The organism is Actinoplanes sp. M2I2 (assembly GCF_023544445.1).
Lineage (GTDB): Bacteria > Actinomycetota > Actinomycetes > Mycobacteriales > Micromonosporaceae > Actinoplanes.
Genome location: NZ_JALPVJ010000010.1, coordinates 159,671 through 183,209, shown reverse-complemented (window position 1 = coordinate 183,209; position 23,539 = coordinate 159,671). Strand labels below are relative to the sequence as shown.

Here is a 23,539-nt window from a genome sequence, read left to right as displayed (position 1 = left end):
AACGGCCCGGGTTGCTCCGTCCTGTGACGGAGCGACCCGGGCCGAAGGCGATCAGATCTAGCGGGAGCCGTAGCCCGCGTTGTTGCTGGCGCCGTTGTTGCGGAAGTCGTCGGCGCCCTCGCGGTCGCGGGTGAAGTCCCAGCCGCCGGCCGCCTCGCGGCCCGGGCGGCCGCCCATGGCGAAGCCGCCGATCTCCTGTCCGCGCCGCCAGCCCCGGAAGTAGCCGGTGGTGTGGGCGGCGATGCTCGCCGCGTCGCGGACGATGCGCAGCGGGCGCTCGTCGCGGAGCGGGGAGCCGGGCACCAGGTTGGCCTGGGGCACCCGCTTGGGCAGGCCGGCCGCTGTCTCGGCGGCCACCTCGGGCGTCGAGGCCTTTTCGGCGGCCCGCCAGCCCGTGTCGTTGGGGTTGGTCCAGTCGAGCTTGTCGCTCGCGGCCTCGGTGTGGCCGGTGAACCAGGCCGAGCGGGCCGCCGCGAAGATCAGCAGATCGCCGTCGCTGCTGTCGGCCGCGACCGGCGGCGTGGTGCTGCGGTCGAGCGCCGTGAGCTTGGTGTTGGTCGTGGAGGGGGACCGGCGGGTGCCGTTGCGACCCTCGACCAGGCGCAGCGGCGGAGGCTCGGCGATCGCGGACAGGTCGGTGACCGTCGTGTCGAGCTGGCCGTCGACCAGGCGCAGCGCCGGCGGCTCCTTGGGCATGTCCTGCCAGGGCGGGCGCACCCGGCCGTCGGACGGCGGGCTGCTCGCCGAGGCGGCCGGCGTGGTGGCCGCCTCGTCGTTGCCGCTGTTGATCAGGGGCCAGTTGGCCCGCGAGCCGGGCTCGGGGGTCTCCTGTGCGGGGCGCTGCGAGGGCATCGGCAGCGAGAAGTCGGCGGCGTCGGGCGTCGGCGCCGAGGAACGGGTGGACGGGCGCGGCGGGATGACCGTGCGCTGACGCTCGGCCCGGACGCTGTTGATCGCCGCGTTGGTGATCGTGGCCCGGAACGGCTGGCCGGTGTCGGCCGGGCTGGTGCCGTTGGGCGCCCCGGAGGACGGCGAGGCCGCGGCCGGCGACACCGAGGCCGCCGGGAACACCGTGCCGGTCGGCGGCTCCGAGGTGCGCGAGGCCGGCCGTGAGCCCGGCGTGATCGGGGTCATGCCCGGCGGGGGCGGCGGCACCGAGACGGGCCGGTTGCCCGGCGCGGTGGCCCGGTTGGGGAACAGGGAGGCCGCCGGGGCCGCGGGCGGCGGCGTGACCGGCCGGGGCGCCAGGGGCGGCGGCATGACCGGCGCGGGCGCGACGGGCGGCTTGGTGAGCGGCTGCGGGATGACCGGGCCGGTGCCCGTCGTGGCGGGCTCGGGACGGTTGCGGCGCCCGAACCGGCCGGTGTCACCGGACGCGGGGGACAGCGGGGCGGCCTCGGCGCGCCGCGTGCGGCGACCGGCGTCGGCCAGGGCGCTGCGGGCGGCGATCGTGCCGATCAGGGCCGCGCAGGCGGCGTCACCGGCGCGCACCGAGGCGACCGCCTGACGCACCGTCTCGCCGGCCGCCGGGGCCAGCGACTTGTTGACCCCGCCGCGGCGGGGCGACTCGCTGATCGCGACCTGCAGGGCGGTGACCGCCGAGATGATCTCGTCCTCGGTGCCGTCGCCGGCCCGGGTGAGCTCGACCGCGACCTGCTCGGCGATCTGCTGCGGTTCGCCGTGGGCCGAGAGCCGGCCGGGCTCGGGCAGCGCGTCGAGCACGGCCAGGGCGAGCGGGTGGGACGGGTCGGGATAGGCGCGCAGCGCGGCCGGGTAGAGCTCGCGCAGCACCTCGCGCAACGCGGTGGCGGCGGCGTGCCGCCCGCTGAGCAGGGCGACGTGCGCGGCCAGCACGGGCTTGTAGCTGACCAGGTCGCGCGGCACCGGCAGGTTGCCGGCGACCAGGGCGCCGGCCTGCAACGCCCGGGCCAGGCCGACGGCCCGGCGGGCAGCCGGCGGGGCCTGCATCTCCTCGACGGAGTCGTCGTCGGCGAACCGCTCGGCGAAGTCGTCGGCGGTGTCGTCGTCGGCCACGGCCAGCGGCCGGCCGGCCGCGGTGAGCAGGGACGTGACCAGGTGGTCGTCGCTGTCGGCGGCGACCGCGGCGTCGGTGAATCCACTCGTCCGTTCCACGAGCAGCGCACCGAGCTCGGCGTAGCCGCCGGGGTCGTCGCTGATCTCGTGGACGCCGAGCAGTCGTCCTGCGTCGTCCACCACGGCGATGGTCAGTTGTGCGGCCGAGGCCCCACGCACCGATTCATCCGCCGACGCCAGACCGCAGTACACGCGCACGAGCGCCACGGCGTCGTCCTCCTCCCCGGAGACAGCTGTTATTTGGCCAAGGGTTGATGGTCCCTGGTGAGGGGTCAGTCGCGCCAGTCCACAGCTGCAGAGATCTTGCCGATTACCGAGCGCCAGCCGAGACTTGCCTGTTGTGCCCCGATTTTCTTCAGTCGGCGACGACCGAAGAAACCACTCATCCCGCCGTTCTCCGCGGACCGGAGCGACTCGTCGAGGTCGTCGAGCGGCGAACCGGGCGACAGTGCCAGGATCACCGGCTTGAGCCGGAGCGCGTGACCCAGGTCACGCGCCACCTCGCCGGCGGCGATGAGGAGCGGCAGGTCCCACGTGTCGTGACCGCCACGCAGGTTTTCCACCACGAGGTCGAGCTCGTAGCGGTCCTCCGGCAGGGGGTCGACGTCGGTCGACTGTACCTGCTCGGCGAGGGTGCTCCAGGTGTCGAGCTGGGCCAGGTCGTGCGGAGCACCCGAACGAATGAAGGAGACCAGCGACTCGGGCGTCTTGAAGGCGATCAACCGGCCCTTGTGGCTGAGAAAGGCGGGGACCTCCTCGTCCGCTTCGGCAGAGGTCTCGTCCGCATCGTCCTCGAAGTCGGCCGGATCGGGCTCGTCGACGGGGCCGTCCTTACCGTCGGCCTCGCCCTGGGCCAGCAGCGCCTTGTACTCCTCGTCGACGATGACTTCTTCCTCGTCGTCCTCGTCGTCACGGGTCGTCGCGCGCCGGCGGGCCTCGAACGGGTCGTCCTCGTCCACGTGGATCTCGGTGGGGGTCAGCGTCGACGCCTTGCGGTAGGCCCGCAGGGTGAGGGCCACGCCGCCGGGCAGCGCGATCTCGACCGGCTCGATGCCGACGGAATCCCAGAGCTCACGCCCGGAGAGCCCGCCGCCTTCAGACTGCTCAGCGGACTTCGCGGCCACGGGCGCGGACGCCTCGGGCTCGTCGGACTGGCTGGTCACGGTGACCTCCGGGATATCTGCTGGCCGATGGGACGGGTGATTCTGCCGACACACCCTAGTGGGCGTGCCTGGGCGCGGGCTGACCGTCCCCCGCACTTCCCCTCTGACCGGTGGGAACCGATCAGAAACCCTTGGGATGCCAGACCGTCTTGATCTCCAAGAGGGCGGTCATCGGGCCGGTTCCCGGGTCTCCGGTGTAGTCAACGCCCGACACCGGGCGAAGGACCCGCTTGAGGGTGCCGGCGGCCGCCCGTTCGAGTTCGGTGGCCAGTCCGGCGTCGTCGACACCGGACAGGTCGAGCGCGTTGACGTCGTCGTGCGAGGCGAGCCAGGGCGCGATCTCGGCGCCCCTGCCGGTGAGGATGTTGACCACGCCGCCCGGCACGTCGGAGGTGGCGAGCACCTCGGCCAGGGTGATCGCGGCCTGGGGGTTGGACGCGACGACGACCACCGTGTTGCCGGTGACGATCGCCGGGGCGATCACGCTGACCAGGCCGAGCAGCGAGGACGGGGCGATCACGCCGACCACGCCGGTGGGTTCGGGCGCCGAGATGTTGAAGAACGGCCCGGCGACCGGGTTGGCGCCGCCGGCCACCTGGGCGACCTTGTCGGACCAGCCCGCGTACCAGACCCAGCGGTCGATCACGGCGTCCACCTCGACCGGCGCGACGCCCAGGGCGGCGAACTCGGCCCGCCGCGCCTCGATCATCTCGGCGACGCGGTAGAGGACCTGACCCCGGTTGTACGCCGTGGCGCCGGCCCACTTGGGCTGGGCCGCGCGGGCGGCCACCACCGCGTCGCGCGCGTCCTTGCGGGAGGCGAGGGCCACGTTGTCGCCGTCCACCAGATAGGTCCGTCCTGACTCGCTGCGCGGGAACTTCCCGCCCACATACAGCTTGTAGGTCTTGCGCACGGCGAGGCGTGAGCGTTCCGCGACGGCCGGGGCCGTCTTCGAGGACTTAGGCAAGGTACGCCTCCAGGCCGTGCCGGCCGCCCTCGCGGCCGTAACCGGACTCTTTGTAGCCACCGAACGGCGACGTGGGATCGAACTTGTTGAACGTGTTGGCCCAGACGACCCCGGCCCGCAGCTTGTCGGCCACGGCCAGGATCTGCGAGCCCTTGTCGCTCCAGATGCCGGCCGACAGACCGTACGGCGTGTTGTTGGCCTTCTCGACGGCCTCGGCCGGCGTACGGAACGTCAGGACCGAGAGCACCGGGCCGAAGATCTCCTCACGGGCGATCCGGTGGGCCTGGGTCACGCCGGTGAAGATCGTCGGGGGGAACCAGAAGCCGCGGTCGGGCAGCTCGCAGGGCGGCGACCAGCGTTCCGCGCCCTCGGCCGCCCCGATTTCCGACAATTCAGTAATCCGCGCGAGCTGGGCGGCGGAGTTGATCGCGCCGATGTCGGTGTTCTTGTCGAGCGGGTCGCCGACCCGCAGCGTGGCCATCCGCCGCTTGAGCGAGGACAGCAGCTCCTCGGCGATCGACTCCTGCACCAGCAGCCGGGAGCCCGCGCAGCAGACGTGGCCCTGGTTGAAGAAGATGCCGTTGACGATGCCCTCGACGGCCTGGTCGATCGGCGCGTCGTCGAAGACGATGTTGGCCGCCTTGCCGCCCAGCTCGAGGGTCAGGCGCTTGCCGGTGCCCGCCACCGAGCGGGCGATCTGCCGGCCCACCTCGGTCGAGCCGGTGAAGGCGACCTTGTTGACGTCCGGGTGCTCGACCAGATAGCGGCCGGTGTCCCCGGCGCCGGTGACGATGTTGACCACACCCGGGGGGAGCTCGGCCTGGCGGCAGACGTCGGCGAAGAAGAGCGCGGACAGCGGGGTCGTCTCGGCCGGCTTGAGCACCACGGTGTTGCCGGTGGCCAGCGCGGGCGCGATCTTCCAGGCCAGCATCAGCAGCGGGAAGTTCCACGGGATGACCTGACCGGCCACGCCCAGCGGACGCGGGTCGGAGCCGAAACCGGCGTACTTCAGCTTGTCGGCCCAGCCGGCGTAGTAGAAGAAGTGGGCCGCGACCAGGGGCAGGTCGACGTCGCGGGACTCCCGGATCGGCTTGCCGTTGTCGAGCGACTCGAGGACGGCCAGCTCACGCGCGCGTTCCTGCAGGATCCGGGCGATGCGGAACAGGTACTTCGCGCGTTCCGAGCCGGGCAGGGCCGACCAGCCGGCGAAGGCCCGGCGGGCGGCGGCGACGGCGCGGTCGACGTCCTCCGGGCTCGCCAGCGCGACCTCGGCCAGCACCTGCTCGTCGGCCGGGTTGACGGTCTTGAAGGTGTCCTTGGCCTCGCCGAACTCGCCGTCGATGAACAGGCCGTACGAGGGTGCGAGGTCGACGATCGAGCGGGATTCGGGGGCGGGGGCGTATTCGAACATGCGGCCTCACTCAGTCCAGGGTGAAGTAGTCCGGACCGGCGTAGTGGCCGGTGGTCAACTTGGTGCGCTGCATCAGCAGGTCGTTGAGCAGCGACGACGCGCCGAGCCGGAACCAGTCGGGGTGCAGCCAGTCGTCGCCGCAGGTCTCGTTGATCATGACGAGGTACTTGATGGCGTCCTTGGTCGTCCGGATGCCGCCCGCCGGCTTCACGCCGACCTGCCGCCCGTACCGGTCGCGGAAGTCGCGCACCGCCTCGAGCATCAGCAGCGTGACCGGCAGCGTCGCGGCCACCGGGACCTTGCCGGTGGAGGTCTTGATGAAGTCGGCGCCGGCCAGCATGGCCAGCCAGGACGCGCGCCGGACGTTGTCGTACGTCCCGAGCTCGCCGGTCTCGAGGATGACCTTGAGGTGGGCCGGGCCGGCCGCCTCCTTGACCGCGACGATCTCGTCGAACACGTGGGCGTAGTCGCCGGCCAGGAAGGCGCCCCGGCTGATCACCATGTCGATCTCGTCGGCGCCGCCGGCCACCGCGTCCCGGGTGTCGGCCAGTTTGACGTCGAGCGGGGCCTGCCCGGACGGGAAGGCGGTGGCCACGCTGGCCAGGTGGACGCCCGAGCCGGCCAGCACCGCGGCGGCCGTCGGGACCATGGCCGGGTAGACGCAGACAGCGGCGACCGGCGGGCAGGTCGGGTCGGCCGGGTCGGGCCGCAGGGCCTTGGCCGACAGCGCCCGGACCTTGCCGGGGGTGTCGGCGCCCTCGAGGGTGGTGAGGTCGACCATCCGGATGGCCAGGTCGATGGCCTGCGCCTTGCTCGTCGTCTTCACCGATCGGGTGCCCAGCGCTGCCGCCCTGGCCTCGATGCCCACCTTGTCGACGCCGGGCAACCCGTGCAGGAAGGTCCGGAGATCGGCGGGAGAATCGGGCAGGCCGGACAGCCTTGACGTCGCTGTCGCAGTCATGAATCGGATTCTACGCGGCCCCCCGAGAGTTGATCTTGATTGACCGGTAGGTTGATCGGCGTGGACGTACTCGTCGTAGATCACCCGCTGGCTCAGACCCGGCTCACCGCGATGCGCAAGGCCGAGACCGACTCCGGCGTCTTCCGTGCGTCCCTGCACGAGCTGACCACCATGGTGGTCTACGAGGCGGCGCGCTCGTTCGCCACCGAGACCTACCCGATCAGCACGCCGGTGGCGCCCACCGAGGGCATCCGGCTGGCCAACCCGCCGCTGATCGTCCCGGTGCTGCGGGCCGGCCTGGGCATGGCCGACTCGGCGCTGGCACTGCTGCCCGAGTCGTCGATGGGCTTCGTCGGCCTGGCCCGCGACGAGCACACGTACGAGCCCCGCGCCTACATGGAGTCGCTGCCCGGCGACCTCTCCGGCCAGCCGGTGCTGGTGCTCGACCCGATGCTGGCCACCGGCGGCTCGCTGCTGCACTGCTGCAAGCTGCTGGTCGACCGCGGCTGCACCGACGTGATCGTCTGCTGCGTGCTGGCCGCCCCCGAGGGCATCAGCCGGCTCGAGAAGTCGGGCCTGCCGTTGCGCCTGGTCACCGCCTCGATCGACGAGGGCCTCAACGAAAAGATGTACATCGTGCCCGGCCTGGGCGACGCCGGCGACCGCCAGTTCGGCGGCATGCGCCGCTTCTGAAGAAGTGGCCAGAGCCGCTTCTAGGACGTAAAACTCCAGCTCAGCGCCTTGCCGTCGGCGAACGGCATGACGCCGTGGAAGACGGTGGGGGAGTCGGCGAAGACCAGCGGCAGGAAGTGCCGGTCGGACTCCCACATCGGCACCCGCCCGGCCAGCACGTCGTCGACCGGTACCCAGTGCAGGCTGCCCTCGTCGTTGGCGGTCGCCGGGGTGCCGCTCCACTCGGGGACGCGGAAGAGGAAGCCGAACCAGTTGGCCCCGCCGCGGCCGAAACCGGGCCAGGAGATCGTGCCGGCCAGCTCGACGGCGGCGCACTCGAGGCCGGCCTCCTCGCGGATCTCCCGCCGCAGACCGCTGACCACGTCCTCGTCGGGCTCCAGCTTGCCGCCGAGCCCGTTGTACTTGCCGTAGTGGAGGTCGTCCGGACGGGTGTCCCGGCGCACCATCAGCATCTCGCGGCGGTCGGGGGAGAGCACGTAGCCGAGGGTCGCGATGATCGCCTGCATGGCAGCGACTTTAGGGGACCACCCGCAACCGGGATATAACCGACCTGGCGATCGGATTGCGTGACTGGGGACACTATCGTTGCCATCCATGACCACCATCCCTCTCGCCGAGGAACTGCTCCTCCTCGCGTACGACGACCAGACCGGCAAGGCGACCGGATCCCGCATCGGGCTCGACCTCGGTATGGCCGCGGCCGTGTTGGTCGACCTCGCGCTGGCGGGCCGGATCGCTTACGTCGACGGCTACCTCAAAGTCATCGACCCGAGCCCCATCGGTGACACGATCGCCGACGCCGTGCTCGCCAAGGCCGCCGACGACGAGCCGCACACCCCGGCCCAGTGGCTGCAGCGCCTGCGGCACCGCCTGCGCATCCGGGTCCTCGAGGACCTGGTGGCCCGGGGCGTGATCCAGGACGTGGACGAGACCCAGATGGGCGTCATCCACGTGCACCGCTACCCGACCACCGACCACGCCTTCGAGACCGAGATCCGGGGCCGGCTGGCCGAGGCGCTGACCAGCGCGGCCATCTGTGACGAGCGCACCGCCGCGCTGGCCACCCTGCTGGTCGCCTGCCGCATGGAGCCCAACCTGCGGCTGCCGGCCGACGAGGTCGCGCGGGCCCACGAGCGGCTCGAGCAGATCGCCTCGGGCGCCGGGTTCATGGCCGGCGCCAACCTGGAGGACTCGATCGTCCGCCCGAGCGTGGCCCTGGTCGTCGCGACGCTGGGCAAGGCCATCTCGGCCGCGCTGGGCGCCCCCAAACCGGCCTGATCAGACTCCGAGGGCCGCGGCGATCTCGCGCCGCAGCTCCACCAGACCGTCGCCCGCCCGGGTGCGGGCGGCGGCCAGGTCGCCGGCGGTGACCGGTTCGACCACCTCGAGGTACGCCTTGAGCTTGGGCTCGGTGCCCGACGGGCGGATCACCGCGCGCGCCGAGCCGGTGCGGAACGTCAGCACGTTGTTGGCCGGGTCGTCGGTCGTGGTGACGGCGGCGCCGAGCAGTGTGGCCGGCGGCGCCTGCCGGGCCCGGGTCATCGCCGCCCCGATCTCGGCCAGGTCGTCGACACGTACCGACAGCTGGTCGGTGGCGTGCACCCCGAACTCGATCGCCAGTTCGTCGAGCCGGTCGGCGAGCGTGCGCTTCTCGGCCTTCAGCCCGGCCGCCAGCTCGGCCACAGTGAGCGCGGCGGTGATGCCGTCCTTGTCGCGGACCATCCCCGGCGCGACGCAGTAGCCGAGCGCCTCCTCGTAGCCGTACGCGAGATCTTCGGCCGCCCGCACGATCCACTTGAAACCGGTCAGAGTCTCGGCGTACGGCACTCCCCGGGCGGCGCAGAGCCGGCCCAGCAGCTGCGACGAGACGATCGTGGTCGCGTACGTGCCCGGGACGCCCCGCCGGATCAGGTGATCACCGAGCAGCACGCCCAGTTCGTCCCCGCGCAGCGCCCGCCACCCGCCGTCCGCGGCCGGGATCGCCACCGCGCACCGGTCGGCGTCCGGGTCGTTGGCGATGGCCAGATCCGCGCCCGAGGAGGCGGCCAGCGCGAGCAGCCGGTCCATCGCGCCCGGCTCCTCCGGGTTGGGGAAGGCGACGGTCGGGAACTCGGGGTCGGGCTCGGCCTGCTCGGCCACCACGGCCGGGACCGGGAAGCCGGCGGCCTCGAACGCGGCGAGCAGCGTCGCGCCGCCCACCCCGTGCAGCGGCGTGTACGCGACGGCGAGATCCCTCGGCCCGTCCGCGGTCAGCACGGCCGCGGCGCTCCGGGCGTACCCCTCGACGGTCCGGTCGTCGACGAGCCGGCCCGACGGCCCCAGCGGGATCTCGGCGATCGGCCCGGCGGCGCGGATGGCCGCCTCGATGCCCGCGTCGGCCGGCGGGACGATCTGGGCCCCGTCGCCGCCCGGGCCGCCCAGCTCACGGCCCAGATAGACCTTGTAGCCATTGTCCTGGGGCGGGTTGTGGCTGGCGGTGACCATCACGCCGGCGACGGCGTCGAGCGCCCGCACGGCGTACGCCAGCACGGGGGTCGGTCGCAGGCCGGGCAGGAGGAGCGCCTCGCGACCCGCGCCGGTCGCGACCCGGGCGGTCTGCTCGGCGAACTCCTTCGAGCCGTGCCGCGCGTCGTACCCGATCACCAGCGGGCCCCGGCCGCCCTGCGCGGCCAGCCACGAGACCAGACCGGCGGCGGCGCGGGTGACGACGGCGAGGTTCATGCCGTTCGGTCCCGCGCGCAGCCGCCCCCGCAGCCCGGCCGTGCCGAAGGTCAGCGGGCCGGCGAACCGGTCGCGCAGCTCGGCCGCGGTGCCGGGCAACCCGGCGATCAGCCGGGTCAGCTCGTCGCGCGTGGCCGGGTCGGGATCGTCCGCGAGCCAGGTCTCGGCCAGGGACTGAAGTTCGTCAGGCGCCATCAGGGATTGATAGCACGACCGGAGTCCTCAGGAGGCCTGCAGGGCATAGGTCTTGATCATCTGATCGAAGATCGGCCGGCTGGCGGCGAACTGCGACTCCTTGGTGGTCAGGTAGAACGAATACGCCTTGCCACCCGAGATCGTCGCGCCCCACAGCCCGTGCCGGGCCTCGGCGCCGGTGCCGCACTTGTATTCGAGCACGGCGCCGTCGCGGCCGGAGATCTGGACGTCGTCCAGCCCGACCCGGGTGAAGGGGTCGGCGCAGCTGGCCGACCGGGTCTTGAGCGTGTTCTCCGCGACGCCGAGGAACGACTGCGGCGTGGCGCTGGACGAGGCCGGCTCGACCAGGATCCGCACCTTGCGCTTGGCGTCGTTCGGGTCGGCGTAGTCGACCCAGCTGCCGGCCGACTTGCGGGTCCAGGCCTTCGGGACCTCCACCGTGATGCCGCGCCCGTTGTACTCCTGGGTCGGGAGGGCGGCCGGCTTGGCGGCGGCGTTGCCGGTCGGGCCGGCGACCGGCGTCCCGGGGTCGTCGCTGCCCGAGCCGATCAGCGAGAAGGCCACGATAAGCAGGACCACCGCGGCCAGGGCGCCCCCGCCGGCGATCAGCTGCTGCCGGCGCGGCCAGCCCTTGACCGTGGTGACGGCCTTGCCGGTGGTCTGCTTGGCCGTGTCGACGACCTTGGCGACCATCGCCTGACGCTTGGCCGCCGGGCTCGAGACGACCGTGCCGCCGGACATCGGGTCACGGGCGGCCCGGGCGCCGTTCCAGGCGTCGCGGGGCGGGAGAACGCTGGTGGTGTCGCCGCTGTGCGCGGACGGCATCATCCCGGTCGGGGCGGGGTCGGCCGCGCGCCGGCGACCGCCACCGGAGGTGGGCGCGTTCTCCTGCTGGAGCTTGGCCAGGTGGTCGGTGAGCGACTGGCCGGGCGCGAGCATGGCCCGGCCGCCGATCTGGCCGCTCGGCTGGGGCGGGATCGGCTGGGTCTCGGCCGGCGCGGCCGGCGGCCGCTGCGCGGGGACGACCGAGTAGGGGTCGGTCATCATGTGCGGCGGGCTCTTGCTGGCCAGCGGGCCGGCCAGCTGCTGCCGCAGGATGGTGCGCGCGGTCCCCACGTCCATCCGCCGGGCCGGGTCCTTCTCGAGCAGGCCCATCAGCACCGGGGTGAGTGATCCGGCCCGGACGGCCGGGGCCGGCGGGTCCTCCACCACGGCGTGCATGGTCTCGATCGGGTCGCCCTTGTCGAACGGGGGCCGGCCCTCGACCGCGGTGTAGAGCGTCACACCCAGCGAGAACAGGTCGCTGGGCGGGCCGAACTCGCTGCCCATGGCCCGCTCGGGGGAGATGAAGTGGGGCGAGCCCAGCACCATGCCCGGGGTGGTCAGCTGCACGTCGGTGGGCATGCGGGCGACGCCGAAGTCGGTCAGCACACAGCGGCCGTCCGAGCAGATCAGCACGTTGGCCGGCTTCACGTCGCGGTGCAGCACGCCGTGGGCGTGCGCGACCTCGAGCGCGCCGAGCAGCGCGATGCCGATCTTGGCGACCACGCGCGGCGTGACCGGCCCGTCCTCGATCACCATGTCGGCCAGGCTGCGCGCGTCGAGCAGCTCCATCACGATCCACGGCCGGCCGTTCTCGTGGACGACGTCGTAGACCTGCACCACGGCCGGGTGCTGGAGGGCGGCCGCGGCCCGGGCCTCGCGCATGGTCCGCTCGTACATCGAGTCGCGGTCGCTGGGCGCCAGGCCGGGCGGGAGGATGACCTCCTTGATGGCCACGTCACGGCGCAGCAGCGTGTCGGCCGCGCGCCACACCGTTCCCATGCCGCCGTGACCCACGGCGGCGCGGAGGGTGTATCGCCCGCCGATGAGCGTGCCCGGGGCTGCGCGTCCGCTGGCCGGAGCGTTGTTGCCACCGCTCCACGTCGGAATCTGAGTCACTGAGGATGCCACCGAGGGGTGTAGGGGCCGTCGACCGAACCCCGCTATCTTGCCGTGCGCCCACCCCGATTTGAAAGTCACCGCCGTCGTGTTCCGAAGAACTCGACGGTAGGTGACCGGGAAATCGCATTGGGTGGACAGATTCGGACGCAGAGTGCGAAAGTCCTCACGCTCCCGGTTGAACGAAGCCTTAGGATTCCCGATGTGGAAGCGGAGTCGGGTTTCGAGATCAAACCGGTGTATCGACAGGACGACGTCCCGGCGGACGCCCCGATCGGCGAACCGGGCGAGTTCCCGTACACCCGCGGTGTCTATCCGACGATGTACACCAAGCGTCCCTGGACGATGCGGCAGTACGCGGGCTTCGGCACGGCGGCCGAGTCCAACGCGCGCTATCACCAGCTGCTCGCGGCCGGCACGATGGGCCTGTCCGTCGCGTTCGACCTGCCCACCCAGATGGGCTACGACTCCGACGACCCGATCGCGCACGGCGAGGTCGGCAAGGTGGGTGTCGCGATCGACTCCCTCGACGACATGCGCCGGCTCTTCGACGGCATCCCGCTCGACCGCGTCTCCACCTCGATGACGATCAACGCGCCCGGTTCGGTGCTGCTGCTGCTCTATCAGCTGGTCGCCGAGGAGCAGGGAGTGCCCGGCTCGGCCCTGCAGGGCACGATCCAGAACGACATTCTCAAGGAATACATCGCCCGGGGGACGTACATCTTCCCGCCCAAACCGTCGTTGCGGCTGGTCGCCGACACCTTCGCCTATTGCCGCACCGAGATCCCGCGATGGAACACCATTTCGATCTCCGGCTATCACATGGCCGAGGCCGGGGCCTCACCCGCTCAGGAGATCGCCTTCACCCTGGCCAACGGCATCGAGTACGTCCGGGCGGCGCTCGCCGCGGGCCTGGCCGTCGACGATTTCGCGCCGCGGCTGTCGTTCTTCTTCGTGGCCCGCACGACCCTCCTCGAGGAGATCGCCAAGTTCCGCGCGGCCCGCCGCATGTGGGCGCGGATCATGCGCGACGAGTTCGGCGCCCAGGATCCGAAATCGCTCATGCTGCGCTTCCACACCCAGACGGCGGGGGTGCAGCTCACCGCCCAGCAGCCCGAGGTCAACCTGGTGCGGGTGGCCATCCAGGCGCTCGGCGCGGTGGCCGGCGGCACCCAGTCGCTGCACACCAACGCCTACGACGAGGCGCTGGCCCTGCCCACCGAGAAATCGGCGCGCCTGGCCCTGCGGACCCAGCAGGTCCTGGCCTACGAGTCCGGGCTGACCGGCACGGTCGACCCGTTCGCCGGGTCCTACGCCATCGAGGCCCTCACCGACGAGGTGGAACGGCAGGCCGACGAGCTGATCGAACGCGTCTTCGCCTACGGGTCGGCGGTCGACGCCATCGAGCAGGGCTTCCAGAAGCAGGAGATCGAGACCTCGGCCTACCGGATCGCCAACGAGATCGACAGCGGCGAGCGGGTCGTGGTCGGGGTCAACCGCTTCGCCGCCGACGAGGAGGAGCGTTACGAGCCGCTCCGCGTCGACCCGGCGATCGAGGCGGCCCAGGTCGCCCGGCTGGCCGCTCTGCGGTCGGCCCGCGACAACGACGCGGTCGAGGCCGCCCTGGCGGATCTGGCGAAGGCCGCCGGTGGGACCGAGAACGTCCTACCGTTGATGAAAGAGGCGTTGCGGCTCCGTGCCACTGTGGGCGAGGTCTGCCACACCTTGCGCGGTGTCTGGGGCGTTCACCACCCTGTCGAGCGTTTCTGACCACTGCGTGGCACCGTTGAACCTGAGTCGTCCCTGTCCTCGTAACAGCTTGTAGGGGGCGAGGAGCCACCAGCTCCGGTATCAAGGGCTTTGTCACCGTGCGCTGTTCACTCCGTACGGGAATGGCGTTGCACAGCGTCACCGAAAACGGTCTAGGCTGTCGCGCGTCGCGAAAACCCGACAAAACCTCGAGAACGCTGTATTGGCGCGCACAGAACTGGAAGTCGACGTGACTACTGCTCTGACGGAGCCCGAAGGGGCTCAAGCGGAGTGGCCCGGGCCGCTGCCCGGCGCCGAGCCCCTGCCCGGCCGGCTCGACCGCTGGCTTGCCACGCACGGTGCGGAGCTCGTAGCGATTCGGCGTCACATTCACGCTCACCCCGAGCCCTCGTACCACGAGTTCGAGACGGCAGCCCTGGTCGCTCGTGAGCTCGCCGTGGCCGGGCTGCACCCGCGGCTGCTGCCCGAGGGCAACGGGGTGATCTGCGACATCGGTGAGGGCGACCGGGTGATCGCCTTCCGTGCCGACCTCGACGCGCTGCCGCTGCAGGACCTCAAGAATGTGCCGTACAAGTCCACGGTGCCCAACGTCGCCCACGCCTGCGGTCACGACGTGCACACCACCGTCATGCTCGGCCTCGGCCTGGCTCTGCAGCAGCTGGCCGAGCAGGGACAGCTGCCCGGCCGGGTCCGGCTGATCTTCCAGTGCGCCGAGGAGACCGTCCCCTCCGGCGCCCCCAGGCTGATCGCCGCGGGCGCCCTCAAGGACGTCGCCGCGATCTTCGCGCTGCACTGCTACCCGCAGCTGCCGGCCGGTCTGATCGGGGTGCGTTCCGGCCCGTTCACCGCGGCCGCCGACACGGTCGACATCAAGCTGAGCGGCCCCGGCGGGCACACCGCCCGGCCGCACCTGACCGCCGACCTCGTGTACGCGCTGGGCAAGGTCCTCGTCGACGTGCCGGCCCTGCTCGGCCGTCGCGTCGACCCCCGCGCCGGGCTGTCGATGGTCTGGGGCGCGGTGCACGCGGGCGAGGCGTTCAACGCGATCCCCGGCGAGGGCGTGGCCCGCGGAACCGTGCGGATCCTGAGCCGGGATGCCTGGCGGACCGCGCCCGAGCTGGTCACCCAGCTCATCAAGGACGTGGTCGCGCCGACCGGGGCGCACGTCGAGGTGGGCTACCACCGCGGCGTCCCGCCGGTCATCAACGACCGGATGGCCGCCGCGGTGATCGCGGGCGCGGCCGGCGCCGCGCTGGGCGCCGAGCGGGTGGTCGAGGCCGAGATCAGCATGGGTGGCGAGGACTTCGCCTTCTACCTCGACCAGGTGCCCGGCGCGATGATCCGGCTGGGCACCGGCGTGCCCGGCTCGGACGCCAAGCACGACCTGCACCAGGGCGACTTCGATGTGGACGAGAACAGCATCGGATACGGCGTGCGGGTCATGGTCCACACCGCGCTGGCCGCCCTGGCCACCGCCTCCTTCTGACCTGATCTACGGCTGCTGGTCGGGCGGTCCCGAGACCGGGGCCTGCTCGGCCGGCGGCTGGTGCGCATAGGCCGGGGCGAGCTGGGCGCCGCGGCGGCTGCGGTTGTAGCGCCGCAGGGCGTACAGGACGGCCCAGATCGGCAGGCCGAAGGCGAGCAGCCACGGCAGCAGGGCGCCCAGCACGGTGAGCAGGACGCGCAGCGACGCCAGCAGCGCGTGCCAGCCCGCGCCCAGTCCGCCGAGGAATCCCGGGTCGTCCTCGGCGATCGCCTCGGCGTCCGGGTCGAGCAGGGTGACCGAGATCGTCGAGAGCGCGGTCAGGTCGGCCAGGTTGCGCTTCTTGGCCTGCAGGGACGCCAGATCGGCCTCCCGGGTCGCCACCTCACGCTCGAGCATCACCAGGTCGTTGAGCGACTTGGCCTGGGCCAGCAGCTTGCGGCCGCTGTCCACCCGGGCCTGTTGCACGGTGATCCGGGCGTCCAGGTCGATGGTCTGCTCGGTGACGTCCTCGGTGCTGATCTGGCGCTGCTCCTCGTCGCCCAGCTTGGACAGTTGATCGACCACCGCGCCGAACTTCTCGGCCGGGATGCGCAGCTCCATCGTCGCGGTGGCCGCTCCGGAGCCGCTGCTGCGGTTGTCGCCGCTGACGAAGCCGCCCGCGGTCTTGGCGATGCCGGTGGCCTGCCCGGCCGCGGCCTCGACGTTCTTGACCCGCACGCTGACGGTGCCGCGGTAGATGATCGAGCGTTGTTCCACCTTCAGGTCGGGGGCCTGAGCCGGGGTGTCGGCGACCTTCCCCTTCTGCTCCGCCACGTCGGCCCCGCCCATGGCCGGGGCCGGAGCGTTCTCGGCCCGGCTGCTCGACGCGCTCTGATCGGCGCTGTCCTCCCCGCAACCGGCGAGCAGGACGCCGGCGAGCAGAGCCGTTCCCAGTAGATATGTCGTCCGCGAGCGAGCGCGCATGTTTCTCCCCATCCCCGTTCGGTGTGCCCCTGGGACGTGCGGCGGAGCATTCCCGGTTCCGGCAGACTGCGAGATGAGCGGTTACGAATCGGCAGCGGAGGCATCCCGTGCGCATCACGAAGTTCACCCACTCCTGTCTGCGGGTCGAGGGCGCGGGCGTTCTCGTGGTCGATCCGGGGGCGTTCAGCGAGCGAACGGCCCTCGACGGCGCCGACGCTGTCCTGATCACGCACGAGCACATCGACCATCTCGATCCCGACGCGCTCGCCGAGGCGATCGACAAGCAGCCCGGTCTGCGGCTCTACGCCCACGCCGATGTCCTGGGCCGGCATCCGCGTTTCGCGGCGGTGGCCACCGCGGTCGAGCCGGGCGGCGCCTTCGAGGCGGCGGGATACCGGATCCGGGCGTACGGGGGCCGGCACGCGGTGATCCACCCGGACATCCCGGGCATCGCGAACGTCGGCTATCTGATCGCCGACGGGTCCACGAACCTGTACCACCCCGGGGACTCGTTCACCGTGCCGGAGGACACGACGGTGGACACGCTGTTCGCGCCGTTGAATGCTCCGTGGATGAAGCTTTCCGAGTCCATCGACTTCGTCCGCGCGGTCCGGCCCGGACGGGCGTACGCGCTGCACGACTTTCTGCTGACCGAGACAGGGGCGAAAATCTCCGACGGCCATCTCGAACGACTCTCGGGCACGAAGTACGCCCACGTCGCGCCCGGCACTACCATCACCTGACGTGCCCAGCGCGACCGACGAACTGATCCAGCGGCTCTACGAGTCCCCGCCCGAGGGTTTCGTCGCGGCCCGGACAGCCGCGATCGACCAGGCCCGCAAGTCCGGTGACAAGCCGACCGCCAAGCGCCTGGCTGCCCTCAAGAAGCCGACCGTGGCCGCCTGGGTGGTCAACCTGCTGGCCCTGCGCAAGCCCGAACTGATCGACGAGCTGGTCGAGCTCTCCGGCGCCCTGCGCGAGGCTCAGCGCGGCCTCGACGGCACGGCCCTGCGCGAGCTGACCAACCAGCGCCGCCAGGTCGTCTCGGCCCTGGTCGCCGCGGCCGGCAAGCTGGCCCGGGCCGAGGAGCCGTCGATCAAGCTGCCGCTCGGCGAGGTCGAGGCGACGCTGACCGCCGCCCTGGCCGAGCCCGAGATCGCGGCCCAGGTGCGCACCGGCCGGCTGATCCGGGCCGCCACCTACGCCGGCTTCGGCGAGGTTCCCCGTCCGCGGCTGCGCCTGGTCACCGACGACACCGACGTCGACGAGGCCGACACCGGCACCGAGGACGAGGAGCCGGACGGCGGCGAGGTCGTCGAGTTCCCGCAGCAGTCGGCGCGGGAGCGGGCGGCCGCCGAGCGCCGCCGCCGGGAGCGGGAGCAGCGCCGGCGCGAGCTGCGCCGCGAGCTCGGCAACGCCCAGTCGGCCGAGAAGCGGGCCGACGCCCAGCTGGAGCGAGCCGAGTCGGCCGAGCGTGACGCTGGTCACCTCGTCGAGGATCTGGACGCCGAGCTGGCCGAGCTGGAACGCCGGCGTACCGAGGCGCAGGCCGACGTGGCCCGCCGCAAGCAGGCTCGCCGCCTCGCCGAACGGGAAGCGGCGGCGGCCCGGCGCCAGGTGGGCGACGTCCAGGCGGCCCTCGAAGACCTCGAATCGGACGAGTCGGATTGATCCGGATCGCCCGGCCAGACGAAAAGAATATTTTCCAAGTCGTGTCAGGGAGAGCAGAATCGGGCGGGTGACACCCGAACAGGCTGCCGCCACTGCCAAGACGGGACTCGCGACGATCGTCGGCGCCTTTGCCGAGTCGCCCCAGACGCTGCGCCGCGCGCGCCTGCTGGGTCTGTCCGGCTGGGCCTACCACGTCTCGGCCCGGGCCGGCGCGCTCGGCGACGTGCGTCCCGAGACCGTGGCCGCGTCGATCGGCATGATCGCCCCCGAGGCGGTCATCGACGGCTGGGAGGCGACGGCCAAGTCCTCCGCGCCCCTGGAGGTGGCCACCTGGCACCTGCACGAGCTGTGCACCTGGGGCACCGAGCAGCTCGGCGGCTTCCCCCGGCTGGCCCGGCTGCACGAGCTGACCCATCGCGTGGTGGCCGCGGTCGACTACGCGGGACTGCCGCTGTTCGCCGCGTGGCGGGCCATGCCGGTGACCGACCAGACGCCCGGCGCGCAGGTCGCGGTGCTGCTCCACCTGCTGCACGAGCATCGGCTCGGCGTGCAACTGGTCGCCGTGCGGGCCGGCGGGCTCACCCCGCTGCAGGCCATCATCGCCGGGCCCGAGGGCGAGACCGGCGCGGTCGCCTTCGGCTGGCAGCCGCCCTATCCGCCGGCCGGCCCGATCGTCCGCCGCCTGATCTGGGCCGAGTCGGTCGCCGACGCGATGGCCGGCCAGGCCTATGCGGCTCTCGACCTGGGCGAACGGGTCGAGCTCATCGGTCTGCTGGAGTCGTTGCGCCACCGCCTCGCGCAATAAACGCTGGCCGGGCCGGGCCGCCCCGTGATCCGATGCGCGGGTGACTGAGCTTCCCGACGGCTGGAGCGTTCGCCGGCCCACCCTCGACGACTCGCCCGCGCTCCTCGCGCTGGTGCACGCCAGCGACATCGCCGCCGTCGGTTATCCCGACTACAGCCCCGAAGAGGTGCGCGAGGCGCTGACCGAACCGCACACCGACCCGGCCCGCGACTGCTGGGTCGTGCTCGATGCCGGCGGGCGCATCGTCGGCTGGACCTACCCGGGCAACCCGACCGGCGAGAGCCGTGACTTCATCGAGGTGTACGTGTGGCCGGGCGACGGGCGGCCGGCCATGCGCCCGCTGCTCGAGCTGATGCTGGCGCGGGTGGCCGAGCGCAAGGTCGAGTTCGGCCATGCGGCGTACGAGGTGCGGGCCGGGGCGTTGCCGGCCGAGACCGCCTACATCGACCTGCTGTCCGAGTACGGCTTCACGTTCCTCAAGCAGCACGCCCGCATGCGGATCTCCTTGGCCGGGGTGGCGCCCACCGCCCCCGAGCCGCCCGCGGGCGTCACGATCCGGACGGTCCGCCCCGGCGACGAGGCCGACATGCGCGCCTTCCACGCCGTCGTCGAGCAGGCCTTCCTCGACTCCGACCACCGCAGCGCCTCCTATCAGGACTGGCGCAAGCAGGTCGACGACGATCCCGCGCCGGTCTTCGACGAGTGGTTCGTCGCCGAGGTCGACGGGGTCGTGGCCGGCGTGCTGGAGTCCTCGTACGACAGTGACGAGGACTCCGGCGAGGGCTGGGTCAAGCGGCTCGCGGTGCTGGGGTCGTACCGGAGAAAGGGTCTGGGGGAGGCGCTGCTGCGCCGGGCCTTCGCCGCCTATGCCGCCAAGGGGCGGGCCCAGGCCGGGCTGGGCGTCGACCTGGCCAACCCGACGAGGGCCGCGCGGCTCTACCGGGCCGTCGGCATGACCCCGCTCTACGAGGCGAACATCTATCAGAAAATGATCTAGCCTTCGGGCTTCGACGTGCCGGTGGGACGGCGGCGCAGCTCCTCGACGTAGTCGTCGGGGGCGCCCGCCTTCTCCGCGGCGGTCGCGATCTCGCTCAGATACCACGCCGTGGGCAGGCCGCCCTCGTAGCCGTCGAAGACGTAGACCCAGGCGCTGAACTCACCCTCGAGCGTGGATACACGCACGGTGAGCTTCTGGTATGCGCCCGCGGTGACTCCCTCGACCTCGTCGAGCTGTGACGCATCCCACGGGTGGACGTCGTAGAGCGACACGAACACCCGGTCGCCGGGGGATTCGACGATCGTGCTGACGGCCCCCTCCCAGCCCATCTTTCCCTCCCCGGCGAAGGTCAGGCGCCAGCCTTCTATCCACCCCACGCCCACCATGGGCGAGTGCGGACAGTAGGCCCGCATGCGGGCCGGATCCAGGTTTGAGCCATACGCGGCGTAATGACGCACGGCGATGACGATAGCCGGATCGGGCGGTGGTGGAGAATACAAGGAGTGCGTGTCGGCACATCTGCCATGCGGGAAGAGGTTGAAGCGTCGTGAGTCGGATCGTGATCATCGGTGGGGGGCCGGGCGGGTACGAGGCGGCCCTGGTCGCCGCTCAGCTCGACGCGGACGTCACCCTCGTCGAAGCCGAGGGCCCGGGCGGCGCCTGCGTGCTGACCGACTGTGTGCCGTCCAAGACCTTCATCGCCAGCTCCGAGGTCATGACCGGTTACCGGCACAACGAGCGCTTCGGCATCCGCTCGGCCGGGCTCGAGGGCGTGTCGGTCGACGCGGTCGCGGTCAACCAGCGGGTCAAGAAACTGGCGCTGGCCCAGTCGGCCGACATCCAGGCCAAGCTGATCAAGGCCGGGGTCGACGTCGTGCACGGCCACGCGCGGCTCGGCGAGGACACCCTCGGGCACACCCACCAGGTCCTGGTCACGCCGCACGGCGGCGACACGTACGCGGTGGAGGCCACCACCGTGCTGCTGGCCACCGGGGCCACCCCGCGCGTGCTGGCGACCGCCCGGCCCGACGGCGAGCGCATCCTCGACTGGCGGCAGCTCTACGACCTCACCGAGCTGCCGTCCCACCTGATCGTGATCGGCTCGGGGGTCACCGGCGCCGAGTTCGCCAGTGCCTACCTGGCCATGGGCGTGCGGGTCACCCTGGTCTCCAGCCGCGAGCGGGTCATGCCGCACGAGGACGCGGACGCCGCGATGGCGATCGAGCGCGTCTTCCGCGAGCGGGGCATGGCCATTCTCAGTCAGTCACGGGGCAAGTCGGTGGAGAACACCGGCGACGGCGTCCGGGTGACGCTGGGCGACGGCTCGGTGGTCGAGGGTTCGCACGCGCTCATCGCCGTCGGGGCCGTGCCCAACACGGCCGAGCTGGGCCTGGCCGAGTACGGCGTCCAGGTGGGCGACGGTGGCTACGTGACCGTCGACCGGGTGTCGCGCACCAACGTGCCGGGCATCTACGCCGCCGGCGACTGCACCGGCGTGCTGCCGCTTGCCAGCGTCGCCGCCATGCAGGGCCGCATCGCGATCTGGCACGCGATGGGCGAGGCGGTGGCGCCGCTGCGGCTGCGGACGGTGTCGGCGAACGTCTTCACCGATCCCGAGCTGGCCACCGTGGGCGTCTCGCAGAACGAGGTCGACTCGGGCCGCACGCCCGCCCGTCAGGTGATGCTGCCGCTGACCGGGAACGCCCGGGCCAAGATGGCCGACCTGCACGACGGCTTCGTGAAGCTCTTCTGCCGCCCGGCGACCGGTCAGATCGTCGGCGGCGTGGTGGTCGCGCCCAAGGCGAGCGAGCTCATCCTGCCGATCACGATGGCGATCGAGAACAACCTGACCGTGGACCAGCTGGCCCACACGATCACTATCTACCCGTCGTTGTCGGGGTCGATCGCGGAAGCGGCGCGTCAGCTGATGCAGCACGAGCGGCAATGACGTCGGCCTGACCGGCCGCCGCGGCGGCTTTGGCGGCGGCCTCGAGGGCGTCCTCCTTGCGGCCGCCGAACAGCGCGAGGATCCAGCCGGCGGTGCCGAAGACGACCGCGGCGGTGGCGGCGATGGCGAACAGCCGCCACGCGGACTGGGTGATCGCGGTGCCGCCGATGTGGCCGACCAGGCCGCCGTACGAGCCCCAGGCGAGCGCGGCGGCCCCGTCGTACAGGACGAAGAGCTTGGCCGGGTATCCGCGGCGGCCGGCGTGGAACCCGGCGGCCATGCGCCCGCCCGGCACGAACCGGCAGAGCAGCAGAACGAGCGGGCCGGGCCGGCGCAGGCCGCGGGTGAAGCGCTGGGCCGCCTGCTTGGTGCGGGACGGGTCCTTGTCCTCGTCGTGCTTGGGCGCGTAGCGGGCGCGTAACGCGGCCAGCCGGCCCGAGCCGCGGTCACCGCTGCTGCGGCCGAGGACGAAGGCGATCGTGTCGCCGGTGAACATGCCGAGCGCGCCGACGGCGATCACCAAGGCAAGATCAAGATTGCCGTAGACAGTGAGCGCGCCGGATGTGATCATGATCGCCTGGATCGGCACCACCGGGATCAGCGCGTCGATGGCGAGGAAGCCGAAGAGAGCAAGGTACGCCCATGCCGGTGTTGCCATCATGGTCAACAGTTCGGTCATCGGTCGCCACCTCGCGGCTGTTTTTCGGGGCCCACGACATTGTCCGTGGAGTCACCTGAGAATGTGCTGTGTTCAGCATGCTCCTGATCAGACATGGTCGTCCGTGATGCCTGACACGGTATTGGCTCGATCTCATTTGCGCGCGCGATTTTCGGCACGATGCCGTCTCGAAAGGGCGTTCGGTCCGTTTCGTCCGTGAGATTTTTCGCCGCGGCGGCTGCGGGCGTACCGTGAAGTCGGCCGGAACGCCGGGTCCCCCGTTCCCGGTGTGCCGGCCGGTGGGCCGTCCGTAGGTCCCGTACGGGCGGCCCACCCCTGTGCCCCGGCCGCCGTCGTTCCCGGGGTCGCCGGCCTCGCCTACGCTGGCCGCGTGCCCGCCCTGGTTCCCCCGACCGTCGACGTTCACCTCTCGTTCCTGGCCGCCATGGACGAGTACGTCGCCGAGGGGCGCGGCGGTCCGGACGACTTCAGCAACATCGGCGCGGACTTCCGGGCGTACGCGACGACGTGGTCCGCCCCGGCGGGCTTCCGGCACTTTGTCGGCTATCTGCTGGCGCAGCGGCTCGAGGAAACTCCCCGGCCGCCCGGCTACGTCCCGACGACCGTGCTGTGGTGGCTCGACGGACCTGATTATCTCGGCCGGCTCAACATCAGGCACCGCCTGGCCCCGGGCCCGGCCGGTGAGCGTAACGGGCATATCGGCTACGACGTACGCCCGTCGGCCCGGCGCCAGGGCCATGCCACCGCCATGCTGGCCGCCGCCCGCCCCCTCGCTGCCGCACTGGGCCTGCCTCGGGTGCTGATCACCTGCGACGTCGGCAACGAGCCGTCCCGGCGCACGATCGAACGCAACGGTGGTGTCCCGGCCGCCCGCCGGGACGAGAAGCTCCGCTACTGGTTGTCCACCACCTGAACCGCCTCTCCGGCGCCGGTCTCGCGGTGCGCCGGTCTCGCGGTGCGCCGGTCTCGCGGTGCGCCGGTCTCGCGGTGCGCCGGTCTCGCGGTGCGCCGGTCTCGCGGTGCGCCGGTCTCGCGGTGCGCCGGTCTCGCGGTGCGCCCGTCTCGCGGTGCGCT

General features: G+C 71.9%; 21 protein-coding genes. 10 read left to right on the top strand and 11 right to left on the bottom strand.

The annotated features are described in order from the left end of the window. Nucleotides 1-57: 57 nt before the first annotated feature. From HJC40_RS21965 to deoC, 5 genes are all read right to left on the bottom strand, one after another. Entirely contained in the window at nt 58-2,301 is a 2,244-nt protein-coding gene (locus tag HJC40_RS21965; RefSeq protein WP_250003177.1) for a transposase, read from the bottom strand. Between the two features lie 65 nt (nt 2,302-2,366). Then, nucleotides 2,367-3,257, bottom strand: a complete 891-nt coding sequence (locus tag HJC40_RS21960; protein ID WP_250003176.1) for a DNA primase — start codon at nt 3,255-3,257, stop codon at nt 2,367-2,369. Nucleotides 3,258-3,378: 121 nt separating this feature from the next. Then, on the bottom strand, nt 3,379-4,224 hold the full coding sequence (locus HJC40_RS21955) for an aldehyde dehydrogenase family protein (RefSeq protein WP_250003175.1): 846 nt from the start codon (nt 4,222-4,224) through the stop codon (nt 3,379-3,381). Continuing rightward, nucleotides 4,217-5,635 carry an aldehyde dehydrogenase family protein gene (locus tag HJC40_RS21950; RefSeq protein ID WP_250003174.1) on the bottom strand — a complete coding sequence of 473 codons (1,419 nt, stop codon included), beginning with the start codon at nt 5,633-5,635 and terminating at the stop codon, nt 4,217-4,219. The genes HJC40_RS21955 and HJC40_RS21950 overlap by 8 nt, the downstream gene beginning before the upstream one ends. 10 nt (nt 5,636-5,645) lie before the next feature. Beyond that, on the bottom strand, nt 5,646-6,596 hold the full coding sequence (deoC, locus tag HJC40_RS21945; RefSeq protein WP_250003173.1) for a deoxyribose-phosphate aldolase: 951 nt from the start codon (nt 6,594-6,596) through the stop codon (nt 5,646-5,648). Nucleotides 6,597-6,656: 60 nt separating this feature from the next. Between deoC and upp the strand changes: the two genes are divergently transcribed. Then, on the top strand, nt 6,657-7,289 hold the full coding sequence (gene upp / locus HJC40_RS21940; RefSeq protein ID WP_250003172.1) for a uracil phosphoribosyltransferase: 633 nt from the start codon (nt 6,657-6,659) through the stop codon (nt 7,287-7,289). A gap of 20 nt (nt 7,290-7,309) precedes the next feature. Here upp and HJC40_RS21935 read toward each other — a convergent pair whose 3' ends face one another. Continuing rightward, nucleotides 7,310-7,795, bottom strand: coding sequence for an 8-oxo-dGTP diphosphatase (locus HJC40_RS21935; protein ID WP_250003171.1), 486 nt, complete (start codon nt 7,793-7,795; stop codon nt 7,310-7,312). 88 nt (nt 7,796-7,883) lie between these two features. On the opposite strand from HJC40_RS21935, the gene HJC40_RS21930 reads away from it, so the two are divergent. Beyond that, nucleotides 7,884-8,567, top strand: coding sequence for a GPP34 family phosphoprotein (locus HJC40_RS21930; RefSeq protein ID WP_250003170.1), 684 nt, complete (start codon nt 7,884-7,886; stop codon nt 8,565-8,567). Here HJC40_RS21930 and HJC40_RS21925 read toward each other — a convergent pair whose 3' ends face one another. After that, nucleotides 8,568-10,205, bottom strand: a complete 1,638-nt coding sequence (locus HJC40_RS21925) for a phospho-sugar mutase (RefSeq protein ID WP_250003168.1) — start codon at nt 10,203-10,205, stop codon at nt 8,568-8,570. A 27-nt stretch (nt 10,206-10,232) separates the two neighbouring features. Next, nucleotides 10,233-12,146, bottom strand: a complete 1,914-nt coding sequence (locus tag HJC40_RS21920) for a serine/threonine-protein kinase (protein ID WP_250003166.1) — start codon at nt 12,144-12,146, stop codon at nt 10,233-10,235. Nucleotides 12,147-12,350: 204 nt separating this feature from the next. Between HJC40_RS21920 and HJC40_RS21915 the strand changes: the two genes are divergently transcribed. Together HJC40_RS21915 and HJC40_RS21910 are read left to right on the top strand one after the other, a co-directional pair. Then, nucleotides 12,351-13,916: an acyl-CoA mutase large subunit family protein gene (locus HJC40_RS21915; RefSeq protein WP_250003164.1), complete on the top strand. Its 1,566-nt coding sequence runs from the start codon at nt 12,351-12,353 to the stop codon at nt 13,914-13,916. 229 nt (nt 13,917-14,145) lie between these two features. After that, entirely contained in the window at nt 14,146-15,402 is a 1,257-nt protein-coding gene (locus tag HJC40_RS21910; protein ID WP_250003163.1) for an amidohydrolase, read from the top strand. A 6-nt stretch (nt 15,403-15,408) separates the two neighbouring features. Here HJC40_RS21910 and HJC40_RS21905 read toward each other — a convergent pair whose 3' ends face one another. Then, nucleotides 15,409-16,365 (bottom strand): DUF4349 domain-containing protein, encoded by a 957-nt coding sequence (locus HJC40_RS21905; protein ID WP_250003162.1) that lies wholly within the window; start codon nt 16,363-16,365, stop codon nt 15,409-15,411. Between the two features lie 107 nt (nt 16,366-16,472). Between HJC40_RS21905 and HJC40_RS21900 the strand changes: the two genes are divergently transcribed. From HJC40_RS21900 to HJC40_RS21885, 4 genes are all read left to right on the top strand, one after another. Then, entirely contained in the window at nt 16,473-17,108 is a 636-nt protein-coding gene (locus tag HJC40_RS21900; protein ID WP_250003161.1) for an MBL fold metallo-hydrolase, read from the top strand. Nucleotide 17,109: 1 nt separating this feature from the next. Then, the gene (locus HJC40_RS21895; RefSeq protein ID WP_250003160.1) at nt 17,110-18,036 is read left to right on the top strand and encodes a hypothetical protein; all 927 of its coding nucleotides are present in this window, start codon (nt 17,110-17,112) and stop codon (nt 18,034-18,036) included. 67 nt (nt 18,037-18,103) lie between these two features. After that, a complete protein-coding gene (locus HJC40_RS21890; RefSeq protein WP_250003159.1) occupies nt 18,104-18,841 on the top strand; it encodes a hypothetical protein in 738 nt (245 codons plus the stop codon). Nucleotides 18,842-18,881: 40 nt separating this feature from the next. Continuing rightward, on the top strand, nt 18,882-19,838 hold the full coding sequence (locus HJC40_RS21885) for a GNAT family N-acetyltransferase (protein ID WP_250003158.1): 957 nt from the start codon (nt 18,882-18,884) through the stop codon (nt 19,836-19,838). Here the strand turns inward: HJC40_RS21885 and HJC40_RS21880 are convergent. Further along, nucleotides 19,835-20,296, bottom strand: a complete 462-nt coding sequence (locus tag HJC40_RS21880; RefSeq protein ID WP_250003156.1) for a gamma-glutamylcyclotransferase — start codon at nt 20,294-20,296, stop codon at nt 19,835-19,837. The two genes, HJC40_RS21885 and HJC40_RS21880, sit on opposite strands and share 4 nt — an antisense overlap. A gap of 89 nt (nt 20,297-20,385) precedes the next feature. Between HJC40_RS21880 and HJC40_RS21875 the strand changes: the two genes are divergently transcribed. Beyond that, nucleotides 20,386-21,786: an NAD(P)H-quinone dehydrogenase gene (locus HJC40_RS21875; RefSeq protein ID WP_250003154.1), complete on the top strand. Its 1,401-nt coding sequence runs from the start codon at nt 20,386-20,388 to the stop codon at nt 21,784-21,786. On the opposite strand, the gene HJC40_RS21870 is transcribed toward HJC40_RS21875, so the two are convergent. After that, on the bottom strand, nt 21,716-22,465 hold the full coding sequence (locus HJC40_RS21870; protein ID WP_250003152.1) for a DedA family protein: 750 nt from the start codon (nt 22,463-22,465) through the stop codon (nt 21,716-21,718). The genes HJC40_RS21875 and HJC40_RS21870 overlap by 71 nt on opposite strands. Nucleotides 22,466-22,835: 370 nt before the next feature. Here HJC40_RS21870 and HJC40_RS21865 point away from each other — a divergent pair, with 370 nt between their 5' ends. After that, complete coding sequence (locus HJC40_RS21865) at nt 22,836-23,378, top strand: GNAT family N-acetyltransferase (protein ID WP_250003149.1); 543 nt, start codon at nt 22,836-22,838, stop codon at nt 23,376-23,378. Nucleotides 23,379-23,539 lie beyond the last annotated feature (161 nt).